The 26,996-nt window shown below is 60.3% G+C and carries 20 protein-coding genes; 8 read left to right on the top strand and 12 right to left on the bottom strand.

All coding sequences use genetic code 11. The annotated features are described in order from the left end of the window. The first annotated feature begins 100 nt into the window (after positions 1-100). Positions 101-1,249: an OpgC family protein gene (locus FBY04_RS24330; protein WP_145317430.1), complete on the top strand. Its 1,149-nt coding sequence runs from the start codon at positions 101-103 to the stop codon at positions 1,247-1,249. A gap of 8 nt (positions 1,250-1,257) precedes the next feature. Next, positions 1,258-1,674, top strand: a complete 417-nt coding sequence (locus tag FBY04_RS32445; protein WP_178118323.1) for a hypothetical protein — start codon at positions 1,258-1,260, stop codon at positions 1,672-1,674. Between the two features lie 271 nt (positions 1,675-1,945). On the opposite strand, the gene FBY04_RS24325 is transcribed toward FBY04_RS32445, so the two are convergent. Then, positions 1,946-3,358, bottom strand: a complete 1,413-nt coding sequence (locus tag FBY04_RS24325) for an amino acid permease (protein WP_145317427.1) — start codon at positions 3,356-3,358, stop codon at positions 1,946-1,948. Between the two features lie 665 nt (positions 3,359-4,023). Here FBY04_RS24325 and FBY04_RS24320 point away from each other — a divergent pair. From FBY04_RS24320 to FBY04_RS24310, 3 genes are all read left to right on the top strand, one after another. Beyond that, positions 4,024-7,140, top strand: a complete 3,117-nt coding sequence (locus FBY04_RS24320) for a transglycosylase domain-containing protein (RefSeq protein ID WP_145317424.1) — start codon at positions 4,024-4,026, stop codon at positions 7,138-7,140. 156 nt (positions 7,141-7,296) lie between these two features. Continuing rightward, a complete protein-coding gene (locus tag FBY04_RS24315) occupies positions 7,297-7,872 on the top strand; it encodes a PadR family transcriptional regulator (RefSeq protein WP_145317421.1) in 576 nt (191 codons plus the stop codon). After that, positions 7,869-8,651 (top strand): siderophore-interacting protein, encoded by a 783-nt coding sequence (locus tag FBY04_RS24310; protein ID WP_084323036.1) that lies wholly within the window; start codon positions 7,869-7,871, stop codon positions 8,649-8,651. The genes FBY04_RS24315 and FBY04_RS24310 overlap by 4 nt, the downstream gene beginning before the upstream one ends. 117 nt (positions 8,652-8,768) lie before the next feature. Here the strand turns inward: FBY04_RS24310 and FBY04_RS24300 are convergent, their stop codons facing one another. After that, complete coding sequence (locus tag FBY04_RS24300; RefSeq protein WP_145317418.1) at positions 8,769-9,413, bottom strand: Pr6Pr family membrane protein; 645 nt, start codon at positions 9,411-9,413, stop codon at positions 8,769-8,771. A gap of 2 nt (positions 9,414-9,415) precedes the next feature. Further along, on the bottom strand, positions 9,416-9,646 hold the full coding sequence (locus tag FBY04_RS24295; RefSeq protein ID WP_007903672.1) for a VF530 family DNA-binding protein: 231 nt from the start codon (positions 9,644-9,646) through the stop codon (positions 9,416-9,418). Between the two features lie 390 nt (positions 9,647-10,036). Between FBY04_RS24295 and FBY04_RS24290 the strand changes: the two genes are divergently transcribed. Both FBY04_RS24290 and FBY04_RS24285 read left to right on the top strand, forming a co-directional pair. Continuing rightward, positions 10,037-11,419 (top strand): carbohydrate porin, encoded by a 1,383-nt coding sequence (locus tag FBY04_RS24290; RefSeq protein ID WP_145317415.1) that lies wholly within the window; start codon positions 10,037-10,039, stop codon positions 11,417-11,419. Positions 11,420-11,633: 214 nt separating this feature from the next. After that, a complete protein-coding gene (locus tag FBY04_RS24285) occupies positions 11,634-14,042 on the top strand; it encodes a glucose/quinate/shikimate family membrane-bound PQQ-dependent dehydrogenase (protein ID WP_145317412.1) in 2,409 nt (802 codons plus the stop codon). A 242-nt stretch (positions 14,043-14,284) separates the two neighbouring features. On the opposite strand, the gene FBY04_RS24280 is transcribed toward FBY04_RS24285, so the two are convergent. Next, the gene (locus FBY04_RS24280; RefSeq protein ID WP_084323040.1) at positions 14,285-14,596 is read right to left on the bottom strand and encodes a YqfO family protein; all 312 of its coding nucleotides are present in this window, start codon (positions 14,594-14,596) and stop codon (positions 14,285-14,287) included. A 5-nt stretch (positions 14,597-14,601) separates the two neighbouring features. Next, positions 14,602-18,498: a phosphoribosylformylglycinamidine synthase gene (gene purL, locus FBY04_RS24275; RefSeq protein WP_084323041.1), complete on the bottom strand. Its 3,897-nt coding sequence runs from the start codon at positions 18,496-18,498 to the stop codon at positions 14,602-14,604. A gap of 274 nt (positions 18,499-18,772) precedes the next feature. Here purL and mltF point away from each other — a divergent pair, with 274 nt between their 5' ends. Beyond that, on the top strand, positions 18,773-20,233 hold the full coding sequence (gene mltF / locus FBY04_RS24270; RefSeq protein WP_084323042.1) for a membrane-bound lytic murein transglycosylase MltF: 1,461 nt from the start codon (positions 18,773-18,775) through the stop codon (positions 20,231-20,233). A gap of 128 nt (positions 20,234-20,361) precedes the next feature. Here the strand turns inward: mltF and pdxJ are convergent, their stop codons facing one another. From pdxJ to FBY04_RS32440, 7 genes are all read right to left on the bottom strand, one after another. After that, on the bottom strand, positions 20,362-21,105 hold the full coding sequence (gene pdxJ / locus FBY04_RS24260; protein WP_084323043.1) for a pyridoxine 5'-phosphate synthase: 744 nt from the start codon (positions 21,103-21,105) through the stop codon (positions 20,362-20,364). 47 nt (positions 21,106-21,152) lie between these two features. After that, positions 21,153-21,836, bottom strand: a complete 684-nt coding sequence (gene recO, locus FBY04_RS24255) for a DNA repair protein RecO (RefSeq protein WP_145317409.1) — start codon at positions 21,834-21,836, stop codon at positions 21,153-21,155. A 161-nt stretch (positions 21,837-21,997) separates the two neighbouring features. Next, the gene (era, locus tag FBY04_RS24245) at positions 21,998-22,900 is read right to left on the bottom strand and encodes a GTPase Era (RefSeq protein ID WP_008026691.1); all 903 of its coding nucleotides are present in this window, start codon (positions 22,898-22,900) and stop codon (positions 21,998-22,000) included. After that, positions 22,893-23,582: a ribonuclease III gene (gene rnc, locus FBY04_RS24240; protein WP_017340629.1), complete on the bottom strand. Its 690-nt coding sequence runs from the start codon at positions 23,580-23,582 to the stop codon at positions 22,893-22,895. The genes era and rnc overlap by 8 nt, the downstream gene beginning before the upstream one ends. Positions 23,583-23,766: 184 nt before the next feature. Further along, entirely contained in the window at positions 23,767-24,621 is an 855-nt protein-coding gene (lepB, locus tag FBY04_RS24235; protein WP_084323045.1) for a signal peptidase I, read from the bottom strand. A 5-nt stretch (positions 24,622-24,626) separates the two neighbouring features. Then, on the bottom strand, positions 24,627-26,426 hold the full coding sequence (gene lepA, locus FBY04_RS24230; protein WP_084323046.1) for a translation elongation factor 4: 1,800 nt from the start codon (positions 26,424-26,426) through the stop codon (positions 24,627-24,629). Between the two features lie 261 nt (positions 26,427-26,687). Continuing rightward, on the bottom strand, positions 26,688-26,861 hold the full coding sequence (locus FBY04_RS32440) for a hypothetical protein (RefSeq protein WP_159439543.1): 174 nt from the start codon (positions 26,859-26,861) through the stop codon (positions 26,688-26,690). Positions 26,862-26,996 lie beyond the last annotated feature (135 nt).

Below are 26,996 nucleotides of genomic sequence, written 5' to 3'. Positions count from 1 at the left end.
GTTTTGCAATTGCCCACGAATCACGCCACCCTGCGCGGCGCGCAACCTTCGGCGCCTCCATCCATTCTTAATTCAACACCCGTTCACGAGCCCCGCTGTCATGACGTTTGAACGCGATCACCGAATCGACTTTTTTCGAGGCCTGGCGCTGATCTTCATCTTCTGGGATCACGTGCCTCACAACCCCCTCGGTCAAATCACCCCGCGTAACTTCGGTTTCAGCGATGCCGCCGAAATCTTCGTGTTTCTGGCCGGTTATGCGGCGGTCCTGGCCTACGGCAAAATCCTTCAGCGCGATGGTTATCTGATCGCCTGCGTGAAGATCCTGCGCCGCGCCTGGGTGCTCTACGTGGTGCATATTTTCCTGCTGGCGATGCTGATGGGCATCGTGTTCTTCGCCAACAGCCATGTGGAAACCCGGGATCTGGTGGAAGAAATGGGCATGCACCATTTCATCACCAACCCGCAGCAAGCCCTGGTGGATGAACTGCTGCTGCGCTTCAAACCCAACCTCATGGACCCGCTGCCGTTGTACATCGTACTGCTGGCCGGATTGCCGCTGGTGTTGCCGATGCTGGTGCGTAAACCGTGGGCGGTGGTGGCCGTGTCGTTGACCGTGTACCTGTTGGCGCCGTGGTTCGGCTGGAACCTGGCGGCCATCAAGGATGGCGTGTGGTATTTCAATCCCGTGGTCTGGCAACTGCTGTTTGTGTTGGGCGGCGCGGCGGCGACTTACGGGCAGCGCCCCCGGTTACCTGACGCGCGCCCGTTGCTGCGCCGGCCGTTGTTTGTCAGTGCCGTGGTGTATGTGGTGGTTACCGGCGTGCTGACCGTCTCCTGGCGGTGGCCGGAAATTCATGACGCGCTGATGCCTGCGTGGCTGAGCAACCTGTTGTACCCGATCAGCAAGACTGACTTGTCGCCGGTGCGGTTGCTGCACTTTCTGGCGCTGGCGTATGTCACGGCGAAGCTGTTGCCCGATACCGGCTGGACGCAAAACTGGCTGGCGCAGCAAAGTTGTCGCATGGGGCGTTATTCGCTGGAAATCTTTTGCCTCGGCGTGTTGTTGGCGCCGTTGGCGGACATGGTCAATGCCATGACCGACGATGCGTTTGCCATGCAGATATTCACAGCCTTGGTGGGGGCGGGGTTGATGGCGTTGCTGGGGGCCTGGCTGGAGTTCAATAAACGGTTGAACCAGTCGGTCAACAGGTCGCAGCGTTCGGTAGCTGAACGGATCTCTTTGTAGGGGCTGGTTTGTCGGTGATAGCGATCTATCCGGCGGCCATTTTCTTTCGGGTGTACATATCCGTTGCTGCGGTGACGGCGGCTATTGGTTTCGCCCTTACGGCGAGTCACTTGGAAGAGCCCCAAGTAACCAAGGGCTCTTGCCCCTTTCGTTCGGTGCCTTTCGAGGGGGCGCTCAGATCAAAAACTGAAGGCGAGCTAACGCTCGGCCTGATGAGTGGTGGGAATCAAAAGCGTACACGATGCCCTGTAGGAGCGAGGCTTGCCCGCGAAAAACGTCTGGGCGACGCGCTCATTCAGACACCCCGCGTCATCGTTGACGTCCATCGCCAGCAAGCCGGCTCCTACAGGGGAATGCGTACGATCATTGAGACAGGTCGGCTGGCAGGCCGCCTCGTTTTTGCTTTGCTTTGCTTTGGCTTTTGATTTTGATCTGCCCCGTCGGGAGGCCGAGTGGAGGTTCTGCGCAGTGGGCAACCCGGCATGGATGCCGGGTTAGCCGCCCCCGGCCAGGGATGGCCGATGGCGGCGTGCCCACGGAGCAGGACCGGAGCGAGGGCATGGCGAGCATTAGCGAGCCACCGTACGTCAGGGGCGCGGGCGCTTGGTTATTTGGCGCTTTTCCAAGTAACCCGCCGTAAGGGCGGAACCGATAGTCGCCGTGACCACAGCAACGGATATGCCCCCCATCCAATCCCTAGGCCGCCGAGCGCACCGCAACACCAGTCGGCTGCAGCTTGAACACATAAAACAACACCGTCAGCAACAACAGGAACGCCGGGCCTACATACAGCGCCACGCGGGTGTCCGGGAAGTACGCCATCAGACCGACCACCAACACCAGGAACGCCAGCGCCAGGTACGAGCTGACCGGGTACAGCCACATCCTGTATTTCAGGCCGGCCCGTTCGCTGGCACTCAGGCCTTTGCGGAACTTGAGCTGGGCCAGCAGGATCATCACCCAGGTCCAGATGGCGCCGAAGGTGGCAATCGCCGTCACCCAGACGAAGACTTTCTCAGGCACCAGGTAGTTGAGCAGCACGCCCAGCAGCAAGGCGAAAATCGACAGCAGCAATGCACGACGTGGCACGCCGTTGTTCGACGTCTTGGCGAAACCGGCCGGGGCCTGGCCGTTCTGCGCCAGGCTGTAAAGCATGCGCCCGGTGCTGAAAATGCCACCGTTGCATGACGACAGCGCTGCGGTGATCACCACAAAGTTGATGATACCGGCGGCGGTCTTGATGCCCAGACGCTCGAACGTCATCACGAACGGGCTGCCTTGGGTGCCGATTTCATTCCACGGATAAATCGACAGAATCACGAACAACGCGCCGACGTAGAACAGCAGAATCCGCCAGAACACCGAGCCGATTGCATTGGGGATGGTCTTCTGCGGGTTCTTCGCTTCACCCGCGGTCAGGCCGATCATCTCGACGCCGAGGTAAGCGAACATCACCATTTGCAGGGACATCAGCACGCCTTGCACGCCGTTGGGCATGAAGCCGCCGTGGGCCCAGAGGTTGGAAATCCCCAGCGCCACACCGTCGTTACCGAAACCGAACGCGATCACACCGACGCCGCCAACCACCATCGCAATGATGGTGACGATCTTGATCAGGGCAAACCAGAATTCGAATTCACCGAAGGCTTTCACCGCGATCAGGTTGATCGAGCCCATGCTGACCAGCGCCGCCAGTGCCCAGATCCAGCGCGGCACCTCGGGGAACCAGACGCCCATGTAAACCGCCACCGCGGTGATTTCCGCAACGCAGGTCACCAGCCACAGGAACCAATAGTTCCAGCCGGTCAGGAAACCCGCCAAGGGGCCGAGGTAGTCTTGGGCATAACGGCTGAAGGAGCCGGCGACCGGGTTGTGCACCGCCATCTCGCCGAGGGCGCGCATAATCACCAGGATCGCCAGACCGCCGATGATGTAGGACAGCATGATGGCCGGGCCGGCCATTTCGATGGCTTTGGCCGAACCGAGGAACAGACCGACGCCGATACAGGCACCGAGCGCCATCAAGCGAATATGCCGTTCGCCGAGTTCGCGTTTAAGCGGGCCGCCTTGAGCGGTCTCGCCGTGGGGCAGGTGATTGCCGACTGGCATAGGGGTACAACCTCGTCTTGTTATTGGATATGACCACCGAGTGTCGAAGCGCTGGCTGATAAACCATTGCTTGACTGAACCGGTACTGCTTCGTGGGCAGAACCGTCCTGTAGGACAAAACCTTCAGGATCAGCGGGGCGTGCAGTATAAAAAGCTGACGTCAGAGAATTTCACTCTATAAATCACAAAATTCAGGCGTACATCTCGATAAAAACGCGATTTCAGGAGATGAATTGTCTTGGTTTTGTAGGATTTTTCGCCATTTAACACGCCGCCGAGTATTGCACGGTATTGGTGCAACGTCATGCCCCTGCCTGCGCGGCATTTACCCGTCGACCTCTCTAGTTCAAGCATTCCAGAGCATCACATTGCCTTTTGGGTGGAGGTGCCTTTGTGGCGAGGGGATTTAGCGAAACGTCGCACCGCCCCGTTGGGTGGCGCAGCCGCCCCAAACCAGTCATCCGTTCTTTCAAAGAGATCGCGTTTGAAGGGTTTACGACTGCTGCGCAGCCGAACGGGGGCAAGCCCCCTCGCCACAAAAGCGTCCTCGCCATCAGTCGCAGTGGATCCATGATATTTGTGTATTCACAATATTTTCCCCATTGCCAACCACCGACTAAGCTTCAGACAAGTCCGATCAATCTGCGTGAATGGATCAGTCGACTATGGGTGCTTTGTGGCAAACCGATTCGAGTAAAACTGTGGTTCCGACTGAACGTGTGGATGAAGCGCCTTTACCCGAAAAACCTCGCCGTAGTCGCACGAAACACGGCTGGGGTGCCTTCTGGTTGTTGCTGTTGATAATCGCGATTGTCGTGGGTCTGGCTGCCGCCAAGGAAATGCGCACCTCGAAACTTCAATCCCGGGAAGTCAGCAAATTTGCCGCGACCCTGAAATACGATTTGCAACCCGGCCCCAGCGACGCCATTCGCTACCCCGGTGCCGGGCCATTCGATCTGCGATTGGGCTATAGCTCGCTGGGTGAATTCCTGCCGCGGCTGCTCAAGCGTGATTACGTCATCTCGGCCCAGACCCGTTTCTCCCAGGCGCTGATGGACTACAGCGACAAGGGCTTTTTCGTGCCCTATCCGGAGAAGATCCAGGCCGGTTTGCTGATCACCGATTGCCGGGCGGCGCCGTTGTATCAGTACAAATATCCGCAACAACTCTATTCAAGCTTCGATGCGATCCCGCCCGTGGTGGTCAACAGTTTGCTGTTCATCGAAAACCGCTTCCTGCTCGACCCTCGTCAACCCCGGGCCAACCCCGCCGTGGATTGGCCGCGGTTCGGCATGGCCGCGTGGTCGCAGGTTGCCAAGTTGCTGCACATGCCCGGCCAGTCTGCGGGCGGCAGTACCCTGGCGACGCAACTGGAAAAGTACCGTCACTCACCGGATGGCTTGACGGTGTCGGGGGCGGAAAAAATCCGCCAGATGATTTCCGCGACCGTGCGCGCCTATCAGGCCGGCCCGGAAACCCTTGAGGTTCGCAAAAACGTGGTGCGCGATTACCTCAACAGCGTACCGCTGTCGGCCGTGCCGGGGCACGGCGAAGTACACGGCATGGCCGAAGGTTTGCGCGTCTGGTACGGCGCCGATTTCACAAAAGCCAATGAACGGCTGGCCAGTACCGATACGGATCCCAAGAGCATGGCGGAAAAAGGCCTGGCCTTGCGTGAGATGCTGTCGCTGATGATCGCCCAGCGCCGCCCTTCTCACTACCTGACCAAGGGCCGTGACGAACTGGCCGACCTCACCGACAGTCACATTCGTCTGCTGGCACAGAACAACGTGATCGATGCGCCGTTTGCGGCGGCCGCACTGGCCAGTAAAGTGACCTACCGCGACTGGCAGACCCAGCCAACCATTCAACCGATCGAAACCAACAAAGGCATCAGCGTGGCGCGCAGTCGACTGGGCGGCTTGCTCAATCGGCCGCTGTACGACCTCGATCGCCTCGACCTGTCGGCCACCACCACCCTGCAAGGCGACCTGCAAACCCAGGCCACCGAATACCTCAAGCATCTGGCCGACCCGGTCTTTGCAACGCAAATCGGCCTGATGGGTGAACGCCTGCTCACGCCCACCAGCACCACGCAAGTGCGCTACAGCTTCACGCTGTTCGAACTGACCCCGGACGGCTCACGGGTGCGAGTGCAGACCGACAGCACCGATCAGCCGTTCGACATCAACGAAGGCAGCAAGCTGGAATTGGGCTCCACCGCGAAAATGCGCGTGCTGACGACTTACCTGCAAATCATCGCCGAGCTGCACGACAAGTACGCCGAGATGACCGTACCGGAATTGAAGAAAGTCGACGTTCCGGATCAGGATCGACTGAGCCGCTGGGCCGTCGATTACCTGATCGAGAACAAGGATCGCAACCTGCCGGCCATGCTCGGCGCCGCACTGGACCGCAAGTATTCGGCCAGCCCTGGCGAAGCTTTTTTCACCGGTGGCGGGCTGCACACCTTCGTCAACTTCCGCAAGGAAGACAACGGCCGCATACCGACCCTGCGCGATGCCCTGCGTGAATCGATCAACCTGCCGTTCATTCGGCTGATGCGGGATCTGGTGCGCTATACCACCTACTCCGGCCCGAACAACAGCGCTGCACTGCTCGGGGACGACCGCGACCCTCGGCGTCAGGAATACCTGGCCGAATTCGCCGACCGCGAGGGCACCTCGTTCCTGCTCAAGTTCTGGAAAAAATACAAGAACAAGGACACCCAGGCACGCCTCGAAACGTTCCTCGACAGCATGCGCCCGACGCCGATTCGCATCGCCGCCGTGCATCGTTATCTGCTGCCGCAAGCCAGCCAGGAAAGCTTCAACGCCTTTGTGCGCGCGCACCTCACAGGCGTCAAACTCACCGAAAAACTCACGGATGAACGCCTCCAACGGCTCTACGAAAATTACAGCCCCGGCATCTACGACTTGCCGGACCAGGGCTTCATCGCCAAGGTTCATCCGCTGGACTTGTGGCTGATGGGCTACCTGCTGAACAACCCGGATGCCAAGTGGAGCCAGATCGTCAAAGCCAGTCAGTTCGAGCGTCAGGAAGTCTATAGCTGGCTGTTCAAGAGTCGTCACAAGGGCGCCCGCGACAGCCGTATCCGCACCATGCTGGAGATCGAGGCGTTTCTCGACATTCACGCGCGCTGGCAGAAAGTCGGCTACCCGTTCGATCACCTGGTGCCGTCGCTGGCCACCGCCATCGGCAGTTCCGGCGACCGTCCGGCGGCGCTGGGCGAGCTGATCGGCACCATCCTCAACGACGGCGTGCGCATGCCGACACTGCGCATCGACACCCTGCACTTCGCGGCGAATACACCGTATGAAACCAAGTTGATCAATGACCCGGACGCCGGCAAACGGGTGATGCCGTCCGAAGTGGCCGCAGCCATGCGCGAGGCCCTGTCGCAAGTGGTGGATGCCGGTACGGCGAAACGCGTGTCCGGCAGTTTCATCACGTCCGATGGCAAACCATTGGCCATGGGCGGCAAGACCGGCACCGGGGATAACCGCATCGAAGCCATCGGTTCCGGCGGGCGGATTCTCAGTTCGAAGTCGATCAACCGTACGGCGACCTTCGTGTTCTACATCGGCGACACCCACTTCGGAACATTGACCGCCTTCGTGCCGGGACGCACGGCCGAAGCCTTCAAGTTCACCTCCGCATTGCCGGTACAAGTGCTCAAAGGCATGGCGCCAATTCTGACACCGTACCTGCAACCGGGAAGTCACACCGGATGCCTGCCGGTTGAGGTCGCTCGGCGCTGACACTGCCTTCCTGATCCCCCCAGATATATCCCCCTTCTGCGCAGAGGTCGCTCAAACGCGGCCGGTCGCGGCCTCTTCGACCGTTGGTCGCCCTACCTTGCCCTCTCAATAAGATATATCTTGAGTTGTATCTAAACACGACAGAGAGAAGGAAAAATGAGAGACCATCATTCCCCCCACCGCGAACACGGCGATGGCCGCGACGGCTTCGAAAAACGTCCCGGCCGCGAGCGCGGCGGTCGCGGGCCACGGGTATTTGCCCCCGGCGACCTGAAATTGCTGCTGCTGGCACTGATTGCCGAGCAGCCCTGCCACGGCTACGACTTGATCCGCCAGATCGAAGGCATGTTCGACGGCGCCTACAGCCCCAGCCCCGGCGTGATCTACCCGACCCTGACGTTTCTGGAAGAAAGCGAAATGATTCTGGGTGACGCCGAGGGTGGCAAAAAACGCTACAGCGTGACCGACGCCGGACGTCTGTCATTGAGCGAGCAAGCCGTCGCTCTCGAAGGTGTGCGGGTGCGCATCGATGTCAGCAAACGCTCGCTGCGAGGCCATGATCGCCCGCCGGAAATTCACGAGGCGGTGCACAACCTGCGTCATGCCTTGCAACTGCACCACGGCCGCTGGAGCGTTGAAGAAATCCAGCGCGTCGCCGCCCTGCTCAACGACACCGCCAAAGCCATCGTCGACGACCCAGCCGTTCCAACCGCATCGGAGCAAGCCGAATGACTGAAGTGATCCAAACCATTCACCGTGTGATGCACGAGATCAAACGCCGTCGCCTGCAAGTGCTGCGCGTGGTCGACCTGACCCCGCGTATGCGCCGGATTACCTTGGGTGGGCCAGAGTTGGCTGGCTTCGTCAGCCTCGGCACCGATGACCACGTCAAACTGTTGTTCCCGCAGAACGCGGCGGAACAAGCGGCGCTGGAAACCCTGGTACTTGGCGCCGGAAAGGACAATGGGCCGATGCCGGCGATGCGTGACTACACGCCGCGCCGCTACGACCTGGACACGCTGGAACTGGACATCGACTTCGTGCTGCACGGCGACGGCCCTGCCTCGACCTGGGCCGAACAGGCCAAACCGGGGCAATTCCTGCACATCGGCGGGCCACGGGGCTCGATGATCGTGCCGGACATCTTCGACAGCTATTTGCTGATCGGCGATGAAACCGCCCTGCCCGCCATCGCCCGTCGCCTGGAAGGGCTGGCGGCCAATCGTCGTGCGCTGGTGATTGTGGAAGTGGAAAACGGCGCCGAGCAGCAGCGCCTGGAAAGCGCCGCGCAAGTCAACGTCATCTGGGTGTTGCGCGAGGGCGGCAGGAACAATCTGCTGACCACCGTGAAAGAGTTGCAGGTGCCCAGCGGCAATCTGTACGCGTGGGTGGCGACCGAGACGAAAGTGTCACGACAGATTCGTCGGGTGTTGCTGGATGAGCACGGGTTGAATGAACAGTTCGTCAAGGCCGTCGGCTATTGGCGCCTGGACGACAGCGACGAGGAATAACGCCATACAAACTGTAGGAGCCGGCTTGCTGGCGATGGCGTCCTTGAAATCGATGCAGGGTTCAAGGGACCTATCGCCAGCAAGCCGGCTCCTACAGGTCCGTGTGATTCAGGCGTATCACCGCCACCGATCCAGTGCGATCAGCACCAAGGCAATCACCAAAAACCCCGCCAACAATCCGCCTGCATTCGCAAACACCTGTGGATAACCCAGCGTGTCCACATCAATGAATGGGTACGGATAAGCCGCCAGCAGATGCCCACGCAACAATGCATAGGCGAAGTACACCAGCGGGTAGATCACCCACAGTGCGATGTGCCAAAGACGCAACGTGCCCTTCGGCACACAGTAAAACCACCAGGCCAGAAACAGCAGCGGCATGACGTCATGCATCAGCTCATCGGCCAGCCATTGCCAGCCTTCGGGATGCCACAGATGGCGCAACAGAATGTTGTAGGCAAGGCCGACCACGGCGATGCTCACCGCAATCCCGCTGCTCACCCAAGGCTGCAAAAACCAGCGTCGCGCCGCCGAGTCGCGGGACGTCCATTCGCAGGTCAGTACGGTCGCCACCAGCGTATTGGTCAGCACCGTGAAGTAACTGAAAAAGCTCACCAGCCCACCCAGCAGACTGGCCTCCAGACTCCAGCGCGAGTAGAGAATCAGGTACAGCTGAATGGCCAGCCCCGTCCAGCCCAGCACCGCGGACACCGCAACAAAACGACGCCTCGCGGCAGCACCTGGCGTCGACAGGTTGACCATGTTCAGAGCGGACGCTTGGTGCGCATCAACTTCACATACAGGCGTTCAACCTTCTCCCGCGCCCACGGGGTTTTGCGCAGGAACGTCAGGCTCGACTTGATACTCGGGTCACTCTTGAAGCAGCGAATGTCGATACGCTCGGCCAGGCCCGACCATTCGTAATGTTCCACCAGAGCGTTAAGGATCTGCTCCAGCGTCACGCCGTGCAGCGGGTTGTTGTTCTGTTCGGTCATGCCGGGCCTTCGAGCGATGTAAGGATGGGAAGCCGCGCACCTTAGCCGAGGGGGTGTTCGGGTGGAAGGGTTCTGTGCGCTATCTGATAAATGTAGGTCAAAGGTGACGGATCATCTGAACGCAATTCATTGCAGGAGCCGGATTGCTGGCGATAGCGATGTGTCAGGCGATATCAGCGTTGACTGATACGCCGCCATCGCCAGCAAGCCGGCTCCTAAAGGGTGTTCTGACTGTTACCAAATCCGAAAGAATTCATCTCGGCAAAAGGTCTTTCTCTATTTGTAACAGAACATTATCCTTGCGCCCGTTAAGCTGAAACGCTTCCGCTACCTGCTTCACTTCTGCTGTATCCGTTCATTCCTCAGAAAAAGACCCAGAATTTCTTCCTTATGCCTTATTTTCAAACTCCGCGAGACAGCGCTGTCTGCACTGCTGTTGCCAACCGAAAAGCCCTTAATCTGATCGGTGGGTTTACCGCTTTGAGCCTTGCCACTTGCACCCAGGCCGCTCCCGCGTTCGATAGCGAATCACCCTGGATGCTCGGCGACTGGAACGGCACTCGCACCGAACTTTCGGAAAAAGGCTACGACTTCAAGGTCGATTACACCGGCGAAATGGGCAGCAATCTGCACGGTGGCTACGACCACGATCGTACCGCCCGCTACAGCGATCAGTTCGGCCTCGGCGCTCATCTGGACTTGCAGAAGATTCTGGGCTGGGACGACGCAGAATTTCAGCTGACCATCACTGAGCGCAACGGCAACAACATCAGCAACGACCGCATCAACGATCCGCGAGTCGGTGGTTTCACTTCAGCTCAGGAAGTCTGGGGCCGCGGGCAAACCTGGCGCCTGACGCAAATGTGGTATCAGCAGAAATTCATCGACCGCAAACTCGACATCAAAGTTGGCCGTTTCGGCGAAGGCGAAGACTTCAACAGTTTCCCCTGCGACTTCCAGAACCTGGCGTTCTGCGGCTCTCAGGTTGGCAACTGGGTCGGTGGCATCTGGTACAACTGGCCGGTCAGCCAATGGGCGGTGCGGGTCAAATATCACCTGACGCCGCAGCTGTATGCGCAAGTCGGTGCGTATGAGCAGAACCCGTCGAACCTCGATCGCGGCAATGGTTTCAAGCTTAGCGGCAGTGGTACCCAGGGCGCGATCCTGCCAGTGGAACTGGTGTGGACGCCGAAGCTCAACGGCCTGCCCGGCGAATACCGCGCCGGTTATTACTACAGCAATGCCAACGCGACCGACGCCTACAGGGACAGCAATGGCCAGCCCGCTGCCCTGAGCGGCGAAGCCTATCGCAGCGCGTCGAGCAAGCATGGCGTGTGGCTCGGTATTCAGCAGCAGATCACCAGCCTTGCCAGCGATCACTCGCGCGGTTTGAGTGTGTTCGCCAACGGCACGATGCACGACAAGAAGACCAACGCCATCGACAACTATGTGCAGGCAGGTGTCGTCTACAAAGGCGTGTTCGATGCACGCGCCAAGGACGACATCGGTTTCGCCATGGCCCGGGTTCACGTCAATCCGGCGTACCGCAAGAACGCCGAGGCAAGCAACCAGGCACGCGCGGTCTACGACTTCGATGACCCGAGCTTCCTGCCGCCGCAGGACACCGAATACAGCGCCGAACTCTATTACGGCGTGCACGTCACGAACTGGCTGACCGTGCGCCCGAACCTGCAATACATCCGCCACCCCGGTGGCGTGGACAAGGTCGATGACGCGCTGATTGGCGGGATCAAGATCCAGTCATCGTTCTAAAGAACAACGCAACCCCCTGTAGGAGCCGGCTTGCTGGCGATGGCGGTGTCTCAGCCAACACATTCATCGCCTGACACACCGCTATCGCCAGCAAGCCGGCTCCTACAAGGGATCGCGTCAACCAAACAGTTTTTATATGAACCACGCCCGCGCCGGATCGTCATCTACAGTGAACTTGCGCGGGACTACTTGAAACTTCACGGAGAACCACACTATGAGCACTGATGGTGCTTTGAGTCGAAGCCGTCTATTGCCGACCCTGCTCGGCATTCTGCTTCTGCTAATGGGCCTGGCCATGCTGGCCGGGGGGATCAAGCTGAGCATGCTCGGCGGCTCGCTGTATTACCTGCTGGCCGGTATCGGCCTGGCACTGACCGGGGTGTTGCTGATTCTTGCCCGTCGCGCAGCCCTGGGGCTTTACGCATTAGTGCTGTTCGCCAGTACCGTGTGGGCCCTGTGGGAAGTCGGTCTGGACTGGTGGCAACTGGTGCCGCGCCTGGCCATGTTGTTCGCCCTTGGCATCGTCATGTTGCTGCCATGGTTCCGTCGCCCACTGCTGATCACCGGTCCCGCACCGATGGGCACCGGCGCACTGAGCATCGCCGTGGTGCTGGCGGGCGTTGCCGCACTGGCCAGCCAGTTCACCAACCCCGGTGAAATCAAGGGCCAACTGGACCGCGACAGCGTCCCGGGCATGACCAACACCGCGCCAGCCATGCCGGATGGCGACTGGAATTCCTACGGCCGCAGCGCCCACGGTGATCGTTACTCGCCACTGGCGCAGATCACTCCGCAGAACGTGAACAAGCTCGTTCCGGCCTGGACCTACCGCACCGGCGACCTGCCGGGGCCGAACGATCCGGGTGAAACCACCGCCGAAAACACCCCGCTGAAAGTCAACGGCATGCTCTACGTCTGCACGCCGCACAGCCAGGTGATCGCGCTTGACCCGGACACCGGCAAGGAAATCTGGCGTTTCGATCCGAAGCTCTCCACGCAGAACGCGGCGAACTTCAAGGGTTGGGCGCACATGACCTGCCGTGGCGTGTCGTATCACGATGACGCCGTTTACGCGTCCGAGCAGAGCCCGACCGGCACTGCCAGCGCTCCCGTCGCCAGCGTCTGCCCGCGCCGGATCTTCCTGCCGACCGCCGACACCCGTCTGATCGCCCTGAACGCCGACACCGGCAAGATGTGCGAAGACTTCGGCAACAAAGGCCAGGTCGACCTGAGCGCCAACATCGGCGGCTTCAACGCCGGTGGCTACTACTCCACCTCGCCTCCAGCCGTCACCAAAGACCTGGTGGTGATTGGCGGTCACGTCACCGATAACGTTTCCACCGACGAGCCAAGCGGCGTGATCCGCGCGTTCGACGTGCACACCGGCAAACTGGTGTGGAACTGGGACAGCGGCAACCCGGACGACACCACGCCGATTGCCGAAGGCAAGGTCTACACCCGCAACTCGCCGAACATGTGGTCCATGTTCGCCGTCGACGAAAAGCTCGGCATGCTCTACTTGCCGATGGGCAACCAGACCCCGGACCAGTTCGGTGGTGCGCGCACCCCTGAATCGGAACTGCACGCCGCCGGCCTGACCGCGCTCGACATCAACACCGGGCACGTGCGCTGGCACATGCAGTTCACCCACCATGACCTGTGGGACATGGATGTCGGTGGCCAGCCAACCCTGATGGACCTGAAAACCGCTGACGGCGTGAAGCCGGCGGTTCTCGCGTCCACCAAGCAAGGCAGCATCTACGTGCTGGATCGCAGCACCGGCCAACCGATCGTGCCGATCAACGAAGTGCCGGTTCCGCAAGGCGCTGTCGAAGGTGATCACACCTCGCCGACCCAACCGAAATCCGACCTCAACCTCATGCCGCCGCCTCTGCAAGAGCGCGACATGTGGGGCGTGACGCCGTTCGACCAACTGATCTGCCGGATCGACTTCAAGTCCATGCGCTACGACGGCCCGTTCACCCCGCCGTCGCTGCAGGGTTCGATCGTGTACCCAGGCAACTTCGGCGTGTTCGACTGGGGCGGCATCTCGGTTGACCCGGTGCGCCAGATCGCTTTCGTGAACCCGAGCTACATGGCGTTCAAATCGAAAATGATCCCGGCCGCCGAAATCGCTGCCCAAGGCCCGCGTAAAAGCGAAACCGAAGGCGTGCAGCCGAACAAAGGCGCGCCGTACGGCGTGGTCCTCGAAGCACTGCTGTCGCCAATGGGCCTGCCGTGCCAGGCGCCGGCGTGGGGCTATGTGGCGGCGATCGATCTGACCACCGCCAAAGTCCTGTGGAAGCACAAGAACGGCACCGTGCGCGACAGCTCGCCGGTTCCGATCCCGCTGAGCATGGGCGTGCCTAGCCTGGGTGGCACCATCACCACTGGTGGTGGCGTTGGCTTCCTGAGTGGCACCCTTGACCAGTACCTGCGTGCCTACGACGTGAAAAACGGTAAGCAGTTGTGGGAAGGTCGCCTGCCTGCAGGCGCGCAAACCACGCCGATGACCTACACCGGCAAGGACGGCAAGCAATACGTGCTGGTCGTTGCGGGCGGTCACGGTTCGCTGGGCACCAAGCAAGGTGACTATGTGATTGCATACAAACTGCCCGAGTAAGTTTTAGCGGCGGTAAAGAAAAGGCGACTCCCGCGAGGGAAGTCGCCTTTTTTGTGGATGAATGAACGCTATCCCTTGTAGGAGCCGGCTTGCTGGCGAAGCGGTCGAACAGCCACCCTCAACGTTGATTGTTAAACCGCCATCGCCAGCAAGCCGGCTCCTACAAGGGCGGTGTAGGTTCGATGAATTGCAGGCAACAAAAAACCCGCCGAAGCGGGTTTTTCATTACAGCAGCCAGAGGATCAAAAATCCTCCAGCCGCCACACTTCGTAAGCCGGTGTCTCGTAGGGATGGCTCTGTTTCAAAGCCGCCACCACCGACTGGATCAACTCATCCGCCACCACCAGCTCAACTTTCCATTCCTCGACCCGTTCGACCTGCCCCGCTTCACCAATGAACGGCTGACTGCCGTCCAATGGGCGAAACTGGCCCTGGCCCAACACCTGCCACGCGCAGTGATCGTAAGCCCCGATCCGCCCGCCACCGGCAGCGAATACGGCGCTCTTGACCACCTCGACATGGCTGTCAGGAACAAAAAAGCTGAGCTTGTACACGGCGCTTAGTTAACCCACACGCGAGCGTTACGGAACATACGCATCCACGGTGCATCTTCGTTCCAGTCTTCCGAACGCCACGAGTTCTGCACAGCGCGGAACACACGCTCCGGGTGCGGCATCATGATCGTTACGCGGCCGTCGCGGCTGGTCAAACCGGTGATCCCGCGCGGCGAACCGTTCGGGTTGGCCGGGTAGTTTTCGGTGACCTTGCCGTGGTTGTCGACGAAACGCATCGCCACGCAACCCGACAGATCGGCTTCCAGCAACGCTTCCTCGCTTTCGAACTCGGCATGACCTTCACCGTGCGCGATGGCGATCGGCATGCGCGAACCGGCCATGCCCTGCAGGAAGATCGAGTTCGACTCCTGGACCTGAACCATCGCAACGCGGGCTTCGAACTGCTCGGAACGGTTACGCACGAAGTGCGGCCAGAACTCGCTGCCCGGAATCAGCTCATGCAGGTTGGACATCATCTGGCAACCGTTGCACACGCCGAGGGTGAAGCTGTCGTTACGTTCGAAGAATCCCTGGAACGCATCGCGAGCACGGCTGTTGAACAGCGCGGACTTGGCCCAGCCTTCACCGGCACCCAACACGTCGCCGTAGGAGAAACCGCCGCAAGCGACCATGCCCTTGAAGTCGTTCAGGTCGACACGGCCGGCCAGGATGTCGCTCATGTGCACGTCGATCGCATTGAAACCTGCGCGGTCGAACGCGGCGGCCATTTCCACCTGGCCGTTGACGCCCTGCTCACGCAGCACGGCAACCTGTGGGCGGATGCCTTTCTTGATGTAAGGCGCAGCGACGTCCTGGTTGACGTCGTAGCTCAGCTTGACGCTCAGGCCCGGATTGTCTTCTTCCAGCAGCACGTCGAACTCTTGTTCGGCGCAGTCGGCGTTATCGCGCAGACGCTGGATCTGGTAGCTGGTTTCGGCCCACTGACGTTGCAGCAGACGACGCTGACCTTCGAACACCGTGTCGCCATTGAAGGTGATGTTGATCTCGCCGTTGTTCATCGGCTGACCGATCACCGACACGCAGTCGCCCAGGCCAGCAGCGCTGAACTGCGCGAGGATGTCCGGGGTGGCGTCCTGACGAACCTGAATCACGGCGCCCAGTTCTTCGTTGAACAGGATCGCGGCGATGTCGGCGGAGGTTTCTGCCAGACCGTCGAGGTTCAGGCTCAGGCCGCAGTGGCCGGCGAAGGCCATTTCCACAACGCTGGTCAGCAGACCACCGTCGGAACGGTCGTGATACGCCAGCAGGTGACCGTCGGCGTTGAGGCCCTGGATCACGGCGAAGAAAGCTTTCAGGTCTTCGGCATCATCGACGTCCGGCGCTTGCGAGCCGAGCTTGCCGTGAACCTGGGCCAGGATCGAGGCGCCCATGCGGTTCTGGCCACGACCCAGGTCGATCAGGATCAGGTCGGTGGTGCCTTTGTTCATGCGCAATTCCGGGGTCAGGGTCTGACGGATGTCAGCCACTGGCGCGAAACCGGTCACGATCAGGGACATCGGCGAGGTGACGGTCTTGTCTTCGCCATTGTCATTCCAGCGCGTGGCCATGGACATGGAGTCCTTGCCCACCGGAATGGTGATGCCCAGGTCAGGGCACAGTTCCATGCCGACCGCTTTAACGGTGTCGTACAGACGCGCGTCTTCACCCGGGTGACCGGCCGCGGACATCCAGTTCGCCGACAACTTGATGTCGGAGATCTTGTTGATGCGCGACGCGGCGATGTTGGTCAGGGTTTCGCCGATGGCCATGCGGCCCGACGCAGGAGCGTCCAGCAGTGCCAGCGGAGTACGCTCGCCCATGGCCATGGCTTCACCGGTGTAGACGTCGAAGCTGGTGGCGGTGACGGCAACGTCGGCCACCGGAACCTGCCACGGGCCGACCATCTGGTCACGGGCCACGAGGCCGGTGATGGTGCGGTCGCCGATGGTGATCAGGAAGCTTTTGCTCGCCACGGCCGGGTGATGCAGAACGCGTTCGACGCAGTCGGCAATCTCGAGTGTCGACGGATCGAAGTCGTCACCCAGTTCGTTTTCACGAACGGCCGAACGGTGCATGCGCGGGGCTTTGCCCAGCAGCACTTCCAGCGGCATGTCCACCGGGCTGTTGCCGAAGTGGCTGTCGGTGACCGTCAGTTGCGGCTCGGCAGTGGCCTCGCCGACCACGGCAAACGGGCAACGCTCACGTTCACAGATCGCCTGGAAGCGTTCGAAGTCCGCCGGGCCAACCGCCAGGACGTAACGTTCCTGGGATTCGTTACTCCAGATTTCGTGCGGGGCCATGCCCGGCTCGTCGTTTGGAATGTTGCGCAGTTCGAAGCGACCGCCACGATTGCCGTCGTTCACCAGTTCCGGGAACGCGTTGGACAGACCGCCCGCGCCCACGTCGTGGATGAAGCTGATCGGGTTCTTGTCGCCCAGCTGCCAGCAACGGTCGATGACTTCCTGGCAGCGACGTTCCATCTCAGGGTTTTCGCGCTGTACCGAAGCGAAGTCCAGGTCAGCCGAGCTGGTGCCGGTGGCCATGGAGGAAGCCGCGCCGCCACCCAGACCGATCAACATCGCCGGGCCGCCGAGTACGATCAGCTTGGAACCGACGGTGATCTCGCCTTTCTGTACGTGTTCGGCACGGATGTTACCCATGCCGCCTGCCAGCATGATCGGCTTGTGGTAACCACGAACTTCGTCGCCACGCGGGGTGGTGATCGACTGTTCGAAGGTACGGAAATAACCGGTCAGGGCCGGACGACCGAATTCGTTGTTGAACGCGGCGCCGCCCAGTGGGCCTTCGATCATGATGTCCAGCGCGGTGACGATGCGCTCAGGCTTGCCGTATGGCACTTCCCACGGCTGTTCGAAGCCAGGGATCTGCAGGTTGGATACGGTGAAGCCGGTCAGGCCGGCCTTTGGCTTGGCGCCACGACCGGTCGCGCCTTCGTCGCGAATCTCGCCACCGGAACCGGTGGACGCACCCGGGAACGGAGCGATCGCGGTCGGGTGGTTGTGAGTTTCGACTTTCATCAGGATGTGCACCGGTTCCTGCACCGCGCCGTACTGGCGGGTTTCAGGGTCCGGGAAGAAACGGCCGGCCACGTTACCGACGATCACCGAAGCGTTGTCCTTGTAAGCGGACAGAACGCCTTCGCTGTGCATCTGGTAAGTGTTCTTGATCATGCCGAACAGGCTTTTTTCCTGGCTCTGACCGTCGATGTCCCAACTGGCGTTGAAGATCTTGTGACGGCAGTGCTCGGAGTTCGCCTGGGCGAACATCATCAGTTCGATGTCGTGCGGGTTGCGCTTCAAGCCGACGAAGGCATTGACCAGGTAGTCGATCTCGTCTTCGGCCAGGGCCAGGCCCAGCTCGGTGTTGGCTTTTTCCAGCGCGGCGCGGCCGCCGCCCAGGACGTCGATCGCGGTCAGCGGTTTCGGCTCGGCATGGCTGAACAGGCCGGCGGCCTGTTCAAGGTTGCCGAGAACGATCTGGGTCATGCGGTCGTGCAGCGCGTCAGAGATCAGCTGCGCATCGGCGTCGCTGAACTGGCCGGCCACGTAGAACGCGATGCCGCGCTCCAGGCGCTGGATCTTGCTCAGCCCGCAATTGCGAGCGATGTCGCTGGCTTTACTGGACCACGGCGAGATGGTGCCGAAACGCGGCAACACCAGGAACAGGCGACCGGTCGGTTCTTGGACCGGAACGCTTGGACCGTACTTCAGAAGGCGCGCGAGCACCTGCTGTTCGTCGCCGGTCAGGACGCCGGTAACTTCGGCGAAGTGAGCGAATTCAGCATACAAGCCGCTGACAGCCGAAACCTTCTGGCTCAGTTGCTCAAGGAGTTTGCTGTGGCGAAAGGCAGAAAGGGCAGGAGCGCCGCGCAGGATCAACATCTTCGGGACAGCCTCGGGAAGGGGTGTGCTTTGAGGCCGTGCATTCTAGCCTAAACCGCCCGCGACATCACCCGAAACGGTACGGGCGGCGTCACCCGGACGTCGGGCCGGGTATTCAGGCCTGCAACAGCGGTCCGCCAGGTGTTATTTTTTGTGTCACAAAATGGGGAGCAGGCCCATTCCTGCGGGCTCCAGAGTGGTTTTTCGCTCTCTAGCAGACAAGGCCTTCGCTGTCGAGATATGGCGCTCGTGGTCCTTTGCGTATACTGCGCAGATGTTTTCCCCAACGGCTTTGCGTCCGCGGTACGCCAAATGGCTGATCGCAACCGGACTCTTCCTGGTGCTCAGTGGCTGTGTTGATAAACCCAACACGCTGGAGCGCGTAAAGGAGGATGGCGTGCTGCGGGTGGTTACCCGAAACAGCCCCGCCACCTACTTTCAGGATCGCAACGGTGAAACCGGCTTCGAATACGAGCTGGTGAAGCGCTTCGCCGAGGATCTGGGGGTCGAACTCAAGATCGAAACCGCCGACAACCTCGACGACCTGTTCAACCAGGTGGGCAAGCCCAACGGCCCGGTCATCGCAGCAGCCGGCCTGGTCAGCAGCGAAGCGCGCAAGAAGCAGGTGCGGTTTTCCCACTCCTACCTGGAAGTCACCCCGCAGATCATCTATCGCAATGGCCAGTCGCGGCCGACCGATGCAAAGGATCTGGTCGGCAAGAAGATCATGGTGCTCAAGGGCAGCACCCACGCCGGGCAACTGGCGGAGCTGAAACAGAAATTTCCCGGCATTGAGTACGAAGAGTCCGACGCGGTTGAAGTCGTCGACCTGCTGCGCATGGTGGATGAAGGCCAGATCGACCTGACCCTGGTCGACTCCAACGAAGTGGCAATGAACCAGGTCTACTTCACCAACATTCGGGTCGCCTTTGACCTCGGTGACGCCAGCAACCAGAGCTGGGCCGTCGCGGCCGGCGACGACAACAGCCTGCTCAACGAGATCAACGACTACCTCGACAAGGTGAAGAAGAACGGCACTCTGCAACGCCTGAAAGACCGCTACTACGGGCACGTCGATGTACTCGGCTACATGGGCGCCACCACCTTCGCGCAGCACTTGCAGCAACGGCTGCCCAAGTACGAGCAGCACTTCAAAACCTACGCCAAGAAAGAGAAAGTCGACTGGCGCCTGCTGGCGGCGGTCGGTTATCAGGAATCGCTGTGGCAAGCAGCCGTCACCTCGAAGACCGGCGTCCGCGGCTTGATGATGCTGACCCAGAACACCGCCCAGGCCATGGGCGTGTCCAATCGCCTGGACCCCAAGCAAAGCATCATGGGCGGCGCGAAGTACCTGGCTTATATGAAGGAGCAGCTGGACGAATCGATCCAGGAGCCGGACCGCACCTGGTTTGCACTGGCGGCCTATAACGTCGGCAGCGGTCACCTGGATGACGCGCGCAAACTGGCGGCCAAGGAAGGGCTGAACCCGGACAAGTGGCTGGACGTGAAGAAAATCCTGCCGCGCCTGTCCGAAAAGAAGTGGTACAGCAAAACCCGTTACGGCTACGCCCGCGGCGGCGAGCCGGTGCATTTTGTGGCGAACATCCGTCGCTACTACGACATCCTGACGTGGGTGACGCAGCCGCAGCTGGAGGGCAATCAGGTCGCCGAGGGCAATCTGCATGTGCCGGGAGTCGACAAGACCAAGCCGAATCAGGAAACCCCGCAGCTTTAACAAAACAGCGACGATCAAATGTGGGAGCGGGCTTGCTCGCGAAGGCAGTGTGTCAGTTAACGTTGATGTCGACTGATATACCGCCTTCGCGAGCAAGCCCGCTCCCACATTTTGGTTTTGTGTTCGGCTTAGGCTTTTGCGGCGGCCAGAATCAATGCCTTCATCTCGGACACCGCCGACTTGAACCCGACAAACAACGCATGTGCCACCAGTGCATGGCCGATGTTCAGCTCGTTGATGCCCTTGATCGCCGCGACCGCTTCAACGTTGTGATAATGCAAACCGTGGCCGGCATTGACGATCAGCCCCTGGGCCAGGCCAAACGCCACGCCATCCGCCACGCGCTTCAGCTCTTCAGCCACGTCCGTCGGCGTCTCGGCATCGGCATAACGACCGGTGTGCAACTCAATCGCCGGAGCACCCACGCGACGGGACGCTTCGATCTGCCGCTCGTCTGCATCGATGAACAGCGACACTTCGCAACCGATCTTCGCCAGGCGATCCACCGCAGCCTTGATCCGCGCTTCCTGCCCTGCCACGTCCAGGCCGCCTTCGGTGGTCAGTTCCTGGCGGGTTTCCGGTACCAGGCAAATGTGTGCCGGACGGATGCGTTCGGCGAACGCCATCATTTCTTCGGTGACGCCCATTTCGAAGTTCATGCGGGTTTGCAGCACATCCTTGAGCACCAGCACATCACGTTCCTGGATGTGCCGACGGTCTTCGCGCAGGTGCACAGTGATGCCATCGGCGCCCGCCTCTTCCGCGTCCAGTGCTGCCTTGACCGGATCGGGATAACGAGTACCCCGGGCCTGACGCAGGGTGGCAACGTGGTCGATGTTCACGCCAAGAAGAATGCGATTGCTGGTGGTCACGGAAGCACTCCTGAATTTAAAGATTCGGCGCACAGCATACGGGGAGACTAAGGCTTGCGAAACAGTTCGCGGCTGACGAGCGGACGACCGCCCAAATGAACGGCCAATGCCTGACGCATCAAACGTTTGGCGGCGGACAACGCGCCGGGGGCTGACCAGTCGGCGTCGGCCATGGCCAGCAACTCGGTGCCGTTGAACAGACCGGGTTGCAGCAGGTAGACCTGCTCCAGGCCGGCGTCCACTTGCAAACGATAGAGACCATTCGGGGCGATGGGTTCGCCGTGGATGTCGGTGGTCAGCGCGAAGCCATAACCGAGATCGTCGAGCAAGCGCCATTCGAAGGATCGCAGCAACGGCTCCAGCGGACGGCCTTCGGCCAGCGCAAGCAACGTCGCGGCGTAGTGATCGAAGACAGCGGGGTGCGGGTCTTCGGAGGGCAGCAGGCGGATCAGCAGTTCATTAAGATAGAGACCGCTGAACAGCGCCTCACCGATGAGCCATGTCGACGTACCGGCACTTTCCATGCGCCCGACATTCTTCAATTCACCGCGGCCGCGGAACTCGACTTCCAGCGGTACGAACGGCCGCGCCAGCGTCCCCGCCTTGCCCCGCGCACTGCGCAACACCGCCCGCAGCCGACCTTGCGGCGTGAGGAAGTCCACCAACGCGCTGTTTTCACGGTAGGCGCGGGAGTGGAGGACGTAGGCGGGTTGGCCGATGGGCTGGGACATGGAGCTCTCAATGACGGAATGCCGTTTTACAAACAGCCAAAACCAATGTGGGAGCGGGCTTGCTCGCGAATGCGGTGCAACAGCCAACATTAATGCTGAATGCTACATCCTCTTCGCGAGCAAGCCCGCTCCCACAGTAGATCCATGTGCTGCCAGACGCTTTACAGGTCGCCGTAACCCAGCGAACGCAAGGCGCGCTCGTCATCGGACCAGCCGCCTTTCACTTTCACCCAGAGGTTGAGCATGATCTTGGAGTCGAACAGCAGCTCCATGTCCTTGCGCGCCTCGGTGCCGATACGCTTGATGCGCTCGCCCTTGTCACCAATGATGATTTTCTTCTGGCCATCGCGCTCGACGAGGATCAAGGCATGGATGTGCAGGGTTTTGCCCTGCTGCTTGAACTCTTCGATTTCCACGGTGATCTGGTACGGCAGCTCGGCGCCCAGCTGACGCATGATTTTCTCACGCACCAGTTCGGCGGCGAGGAAGCGGCTGCTGCGGTCGGTGATCTGGTCTTCCGGGAAGAAGTGATCGTTTTCCGGCAGGTGCTCGGCGATCACTCGCTCCAGCGTGTCGAGGTTATGCCCGTGCTGGGCCGAGATCGGCATGATCTGCGCGTTCGGCAGCTGCTCCTGCAACCAGGTCAGGTGCGGCATCAGCTCGGCTTTGTCTTCGATGCGATCGGTCTTGTTCAGCGCCACGATCAGCGGGCCGGTCACGTACTGGACGCGCTCGAGGACCATCTGGTCTTCGTCGGTCCACTTGGTGCGATCCACCACGAAGATCACCACGTCGACGTCTTTCAACGCCGCCGAAGCGGTCTTGTTCATGTAGCGGTTCAAGGCCTTTTCGCCGCCCTTGTGCATGCCCGGGGTGTCGACGTAGATCGCCTGCACGGCGCCCTCGGTCTTGATGCCCAGCATGTTGTGGCGGGTGGTCTGAGGCTTGCGCGAAGTGATCGCCAGCTTCTGGCCGAGGATGTGGTTCAGCAGCGTGGACTTGCCCACGTTGGGACGGCCGACGATGGCAACATAGCCACAGCGTGTTGCGGTTGAATCAGTCATTGCCATTCTCCACACCCAGGGCAATCAGTGCTGCGGCGGCCGCTACCTGTTCGGCAATACGACGACTCACACCCTGACCTCGGCTTTTTTCATTCAGTAAGGTGATTTCACATTCGACGAAGAACGTCCGGCAATGCGGCTCACCCTGGATATCCACCACTTCGTAACGCGGCAGCTCACAACCACGCGACTGCAGGAATTCCTGCAAGCGGGTTTTTGGATCTTTGTTGGTGTCGACCAGCGTCAGGCCTTCGAACTCTCCGGCCAGCCAGGCCAGCACGCGCTCGCGCGCCACGTCCATGCCCGCGTCCAGGTAGATCGCACCGATCAACGCTTCCAGGGCATCGGCCAGAATCGACTCGCGACGGAAACCACCGCTTTTCAACTCGCCGGAACCCAGACGCAAGTACTCGCCCAGATCGAAACCGCGGGCCAGTACTGCCAGCGTCTCACCTTTCACCAGACGTGCGCGCAAACGCGATAACTGGCCTTCGCGGGCCAGCGGGAAGCGATCGAACAGCGCCTCGCCGGCAACGAAGTTGAGGATGGCATCACCAAGGAATTCCAGGCGTTCGTTGTTGCGCCCGGCAAAGCTGCGGTGAGTCAGGGCCAGGACCATCAGTTCCTGATCCTTGAAGGTGTAGCCGAGCTGACGCTCTAGACGGCTTAAGGAGACGCTCACGGTTTACCCACGCTGAGTTCGTGGCTGGATTCCACCGCCATCGCCGTGGTGTGGCGCAGGCTTGGGACAATTAACGCTGTGTTCAAAAATTACGTCCTGAATATCATTGTTTTCATGCGTCTGGCGCCGATTGTGGCGGTTCCAGAAATGCATTCGGCGCTGTGTTCAACAGCGCCGTGTGTGATTACTTGATCAGGCCAACCCGCGAAAAATTCGGCAGGTGACTGAGTTTGGGTTCCGGCCAGCTCATCCAGACTGCGAAGGCCTTGCCGACGATATTCTTGTCGGGAACCATGCCCAGCAGATCCTTGGGAATGCTCGGATCATCCCAGTAGCGACTGTCGTTCGAGTTGTCGCGGTTGTCGCCCATCATGAAGTAGTGCCCGGCAGGCACGGTCCACGTATGGTCCGGCGATGCGCGATAGCGGCTCATTTCCTTGCGGATCAGGTGCTCGGCGACGCCGAGTTTTTCCTTGTAGAGCTCTGCGCTGCCCAGCGTGCCCGGCTCGGAGCCGACCAGTTGCTCGGCAATCGACTCGCCGTTGACGAACAGACGCTTGTCGGCGGTGTAGCGGATCTGGTCACCCGGAAGGCCGACCACACGCTTGATGTAGTTGACGTTCGGATCGCTTGGGTAGCGGAACACCATCACATCGCCGCGCTGCGGATCACCGACTTCGATGACTTTCTTGTCGATCACCGGCAGGCGGATCCCGTAAGAAAACTTGTTCACCAGAATGAAGTCGCCGACGTCCAGGGTCGGTTTCATCGAGCCGGAAGGAATCTGGAACGGCTCCACCAGGAACGAACGCAGCACCAGCACGATGAACAACACCGGGAAGAACGACTTGCCGTACTCGACCAGCAACGGCTCTTTGTTCAGTTTTTCGACCACCATCCCATCAGGCTGGCTGACGCTGCCCTGATAGGAGGCAATGGCGGCACGCCGACGCGGCGCCAGGAAAATCAGATCGAGCAACGCCAACAGGCCGCAGACGAACACGGCGATGACCAGCAACAGCGGGAAATTTAGTGACATAGGACCTAACTATCCAACCTGAGCACTGCAAGGAAGGCTTCTTGTGGAATTTCCACGTTGCCGACTTGCTTCATGCGTTTCTTACCGGCCTTTTGCTTCTCCAGCAGTTTTTTCTTACGGCTGACGTCACCGCCGTAGCATTTGGCCAATACGTTCTTTCTGAGTGCCTTGACGGTTGTCCGCGCCACAATCTGACCGCCAATGGCGGCCTGGATTGCCACGTCGAACATCTGCCGCGGAATCAGTTCTTTCATCTTCTCGGTCAACTGGCGACCTTTGTAGTTCGCGTTGTCACGGTGCACGATCAGCGCCAGGGCGTCGACCTTGTCACCGTTGATCAGCACATCCAGTTTCACCAGACTAGCCGATTGATAACGATCGAAATGGTAGTCCAGCGAAGCATAGCCGCGGCTGGTGGATTTGAGACGGTCGAAGAAGTCCAGGACCACTTCGTTCATCGGCAAATCGTAGGTCACCTGCACCTGTGTGCCGAGGAACAGCATGTCGTGCTGCACGCCACGCTTCTCGATGCACAGGGTAATGACGTTGCCCAGGTGCTCTTGCGGCACAAGGATATTGGCCCGCACGATCGGTTCGCGCATGTCTTCGATCGAGGACAGGTCGGGAAGCTTCGACGGGTTATCGACGTAAATCGTTTCACCGGTTTTCAGCAACAGCTCGAAAATTACCGTCGGCGCCGTGGTGATCAGGTCCAGGTCGTACTCGCGCTCCAGGCGCTCCTGGATGATTTCCATGTGCAGCATGCCGAGGAACCCGCAACGGAAGCCGAAGCCCAGAGCGTCGGAGCTTTCCGGGGTGTACTGCAGGGACGAGTCGTTGAGCGTGAGCTTTTGCAGGGCTTCGCGGAAATCTTCGAAGTCGTCGGAGCTGACCGGGAACAGACCGGCGTAGACCTGCGGCTGAATGCGTTTGAAGCCGGGCAGCACGTCGACGTCTGGCGTCGAGCTCAAGGTCAGGGTGTCACCGACCGGTGCACCGTGAATGTCCTTGATGCTGGCAATGATGAAGCCCACTTCACCGGCCTTCAGGTCAGCGGTAGGGGTGTGTTTCGGGTTGAATACACCGACGCTGTCCACCAGGTGGATCTTGCCGGTGGATTTGACCAGGATCTTGTCGCCCTTCTTCACACGGCCGTGGCGCACGCGTACCAGGGAAACAACGCCCAGGTAGTTGTCGAACCAGGAGTCGATGATCAACGCTTGCAGCGGATCTTCGATGTTGCCGGTCGGCGCAGGAATGGTGTGAACCAGACGTTCGAGCACTTCATCGACGCCCAGGCCGGTCTTGGCCGAGCACTCGACTGCGTCGGTGGCATCGATGCCGATGATTTTTTCGATTTCTTCCTTGACGCGCTCCGGGTCGGCCTGTGGCAGGTCGATCTTGTTCAGGACCGGCATCACTTCCAGGCCCTGTTCGATGGCCGTGTAGCAGTTGGCTACCGATTGCGCTTCAACGCCCTGACCGGCATCGACCACCAGCAACGCACCTTCACAGGCCGCCAGCGACCGGCTGACTTCATAGGTGAAGTCAACGTGGCCCGGGGTGTCAATGAAGTTGAGCTGGTACTTGATGCCATCGCGAGCGGTGTAATACAGAGTGACGCTGTGGGCCTTGATGGTGATCCCGCGTTCACGTTCCAGGTCCATGGAGTCCAGCACCTGGGCTTCCATTTCGCGCTCGGCAAGGCCGCCGCACATCTGGATGAAGCGATCGGCCAGCGTCGACTTGCCATGGTCAATGTGGGCGATGATGGAGAAATTGCGGATATGACTCAAATCACTCACGGATCAACACTCAAAAAGGCTGCAGGCATAGCCCGCCGAAAAATAGCCGGGAATTGTACCTGATCCACGGCGCAAGCGTCACGTTCGCAGGTCAGACGGCACCTACAAAAACGCCCCGGTCTTGCGACAGGGGCGTTTTAGACGACTTTTGTAGGAGCAGGCTTGCTGGCGATGGGCGCTCCGCGGTCATCCAGTCCCACCGCGGCGCCTCTATCGCCAGCAAGCCGGCTCCTACAAATTCGTGTGGTTTATAGAGTGCAATCAACCGGCTCGGCGCAGCAGGAAGACACCCGCCGGCACCAGCACCGTAAACAGCGGCGAGAAACCGAACACCAGACTCCAAGGCCCCAGCAGATCCTGGACGTGGCGGTCTCTGTAGGAGCCGGCTTGCTGGCGATAGAGGCGCCGCGGTGGGTCTGGATGACCGCCGAGCACCCATCGCCAGCAAGCCGGCTCCTACAAGTTCGTGTGTTTTATAGAGTGCAATCAACCGGCTCGGCGCAGCAGGAAGACACCCGCCGGCACCAGCACCGTAAACAGCGGCGAGAAACCGAACACCAGACTCCAAGG

Origin of the sequence: Pseudomonas sp. SJZ080 (genome assembly GCF_007828295.1) — a bacterium.
Classification (GTDB): Bacteria; Pseudomonadota; Gammaproteobacteria; order Pseudomonadales; family Pseudomonadaceae; genus Aquipseudomonas; species Aquipseudomonas migulae_A.
The sequence above is the reverse complement of the archived record's forward strand: the minus strand, read 5'-3'. Positions and strand labels throughout refer to the sequence as shown.

What these genes read in the sequence shown, in the direction of transcription:
- mltF (WP_084323042.1), top strand. Translation starts at nt 18,773, where the DNA reads ATGTTTTCCCCAACGGCTTTGCGTCCGCGGTACGCCAAATGGCTGATC.
- FBY04_RS24300 (WP_145317418.1), bottom strand. Translation starts at nt 9,413, where the DNA reads ATGGTCAACCTGTCGACGCCAGGTGCTGCCGCGAGGCGTCGTTTTGTT.
- FBY04_RS24325 (WP_145317427.1), bottom strand. Translation starts at nt 3,358, where the DNA reads ATGCCAGTCGGCAATCACCTGCCCCACGGCGAGACCGCTCAAGGCGGC.
- FBY04_RS24330 (WP_145317430.1), top strand. Translation starts at nt 101, where the DNA reads ATGACGTTTGAACGCGATCACCGAATCGACTTTTTTCGAGGCCTGGCG.
- FBY04_RS24290 (WP_145317415.1), top strand. Translation starts at nt 10,037, where the DNA reads ATGCCTTATTTTCAAACTCCGCGAGACAGCGCTGTCTGCACTGCTGTT.
- purL (WP_084323041.1), bottom strand. Translation starts at nt 18,498, where the DNA reads ATGTTGATCCTGCGCGGCGCTCCTGCCCTTTCTGCCTTTCGCCACAGC.
- FBY04_RS24285 (WP_145317412.1), top strand. Translation starts at nt 11,634, where the DNA reads ATGAGCACTGATGGTGCTTTGAGTCGAAGCCGTCTATTGCCGACCCTG.
- FBY04_RS24295 (WP_007903672.1), bottom strand. Translation starts at nt 9,646, where the DNA reads ATGACCGAACAGAACAACAACCCGCTGCACGGCGTGACGCTGGAGCAG.
- lepB (WP_084323045.1), bottom strand. Translation starts at nt 24,621, where the DNA reads ATGTCACTAAATTTCCCGCTGTTGCTGGTCATCGCCGTGTTCGTCTGC.
- FBY04_RS24310 (WP_084323036.1), top strand. Translation starts at nt 7,869, where the DNA reads ATGACTGAAGTGATCCAAACCATTCACCGTGTGATGCACGAGATCAAA.
- era (WP_008026691.1), bottom strand. Translation starts at nt 22,900, where the DNA reads ATGACTGATTCAACCGCAACACGCTGTGGCTATGTTGCCATCGTCGGC.
- recO (WP_145317409.1), bottom strand. Translation starts at nt 21,836, where the DNA reads ATGTCCCAGCCCATCGGCCAACCCGCCTACGTCCTCCACTCCCGCGCC.
- FBY04_RS24320 (WP_145317424.1), top strand. Translation starts at nt 4,024, where the DNA reads ATGGGTGCTTTGTGGCAAACCGATTCGAGTAAAACTGTGGTTCCGACT.
- FBY04_RS24315 (WP_145317421.1), top strand. Translation starts at nt 7,297, where the DNA reads ATGAGAGACCATCATTCCCCCCACCGCGAACACGGCGATGGCCGCGAC.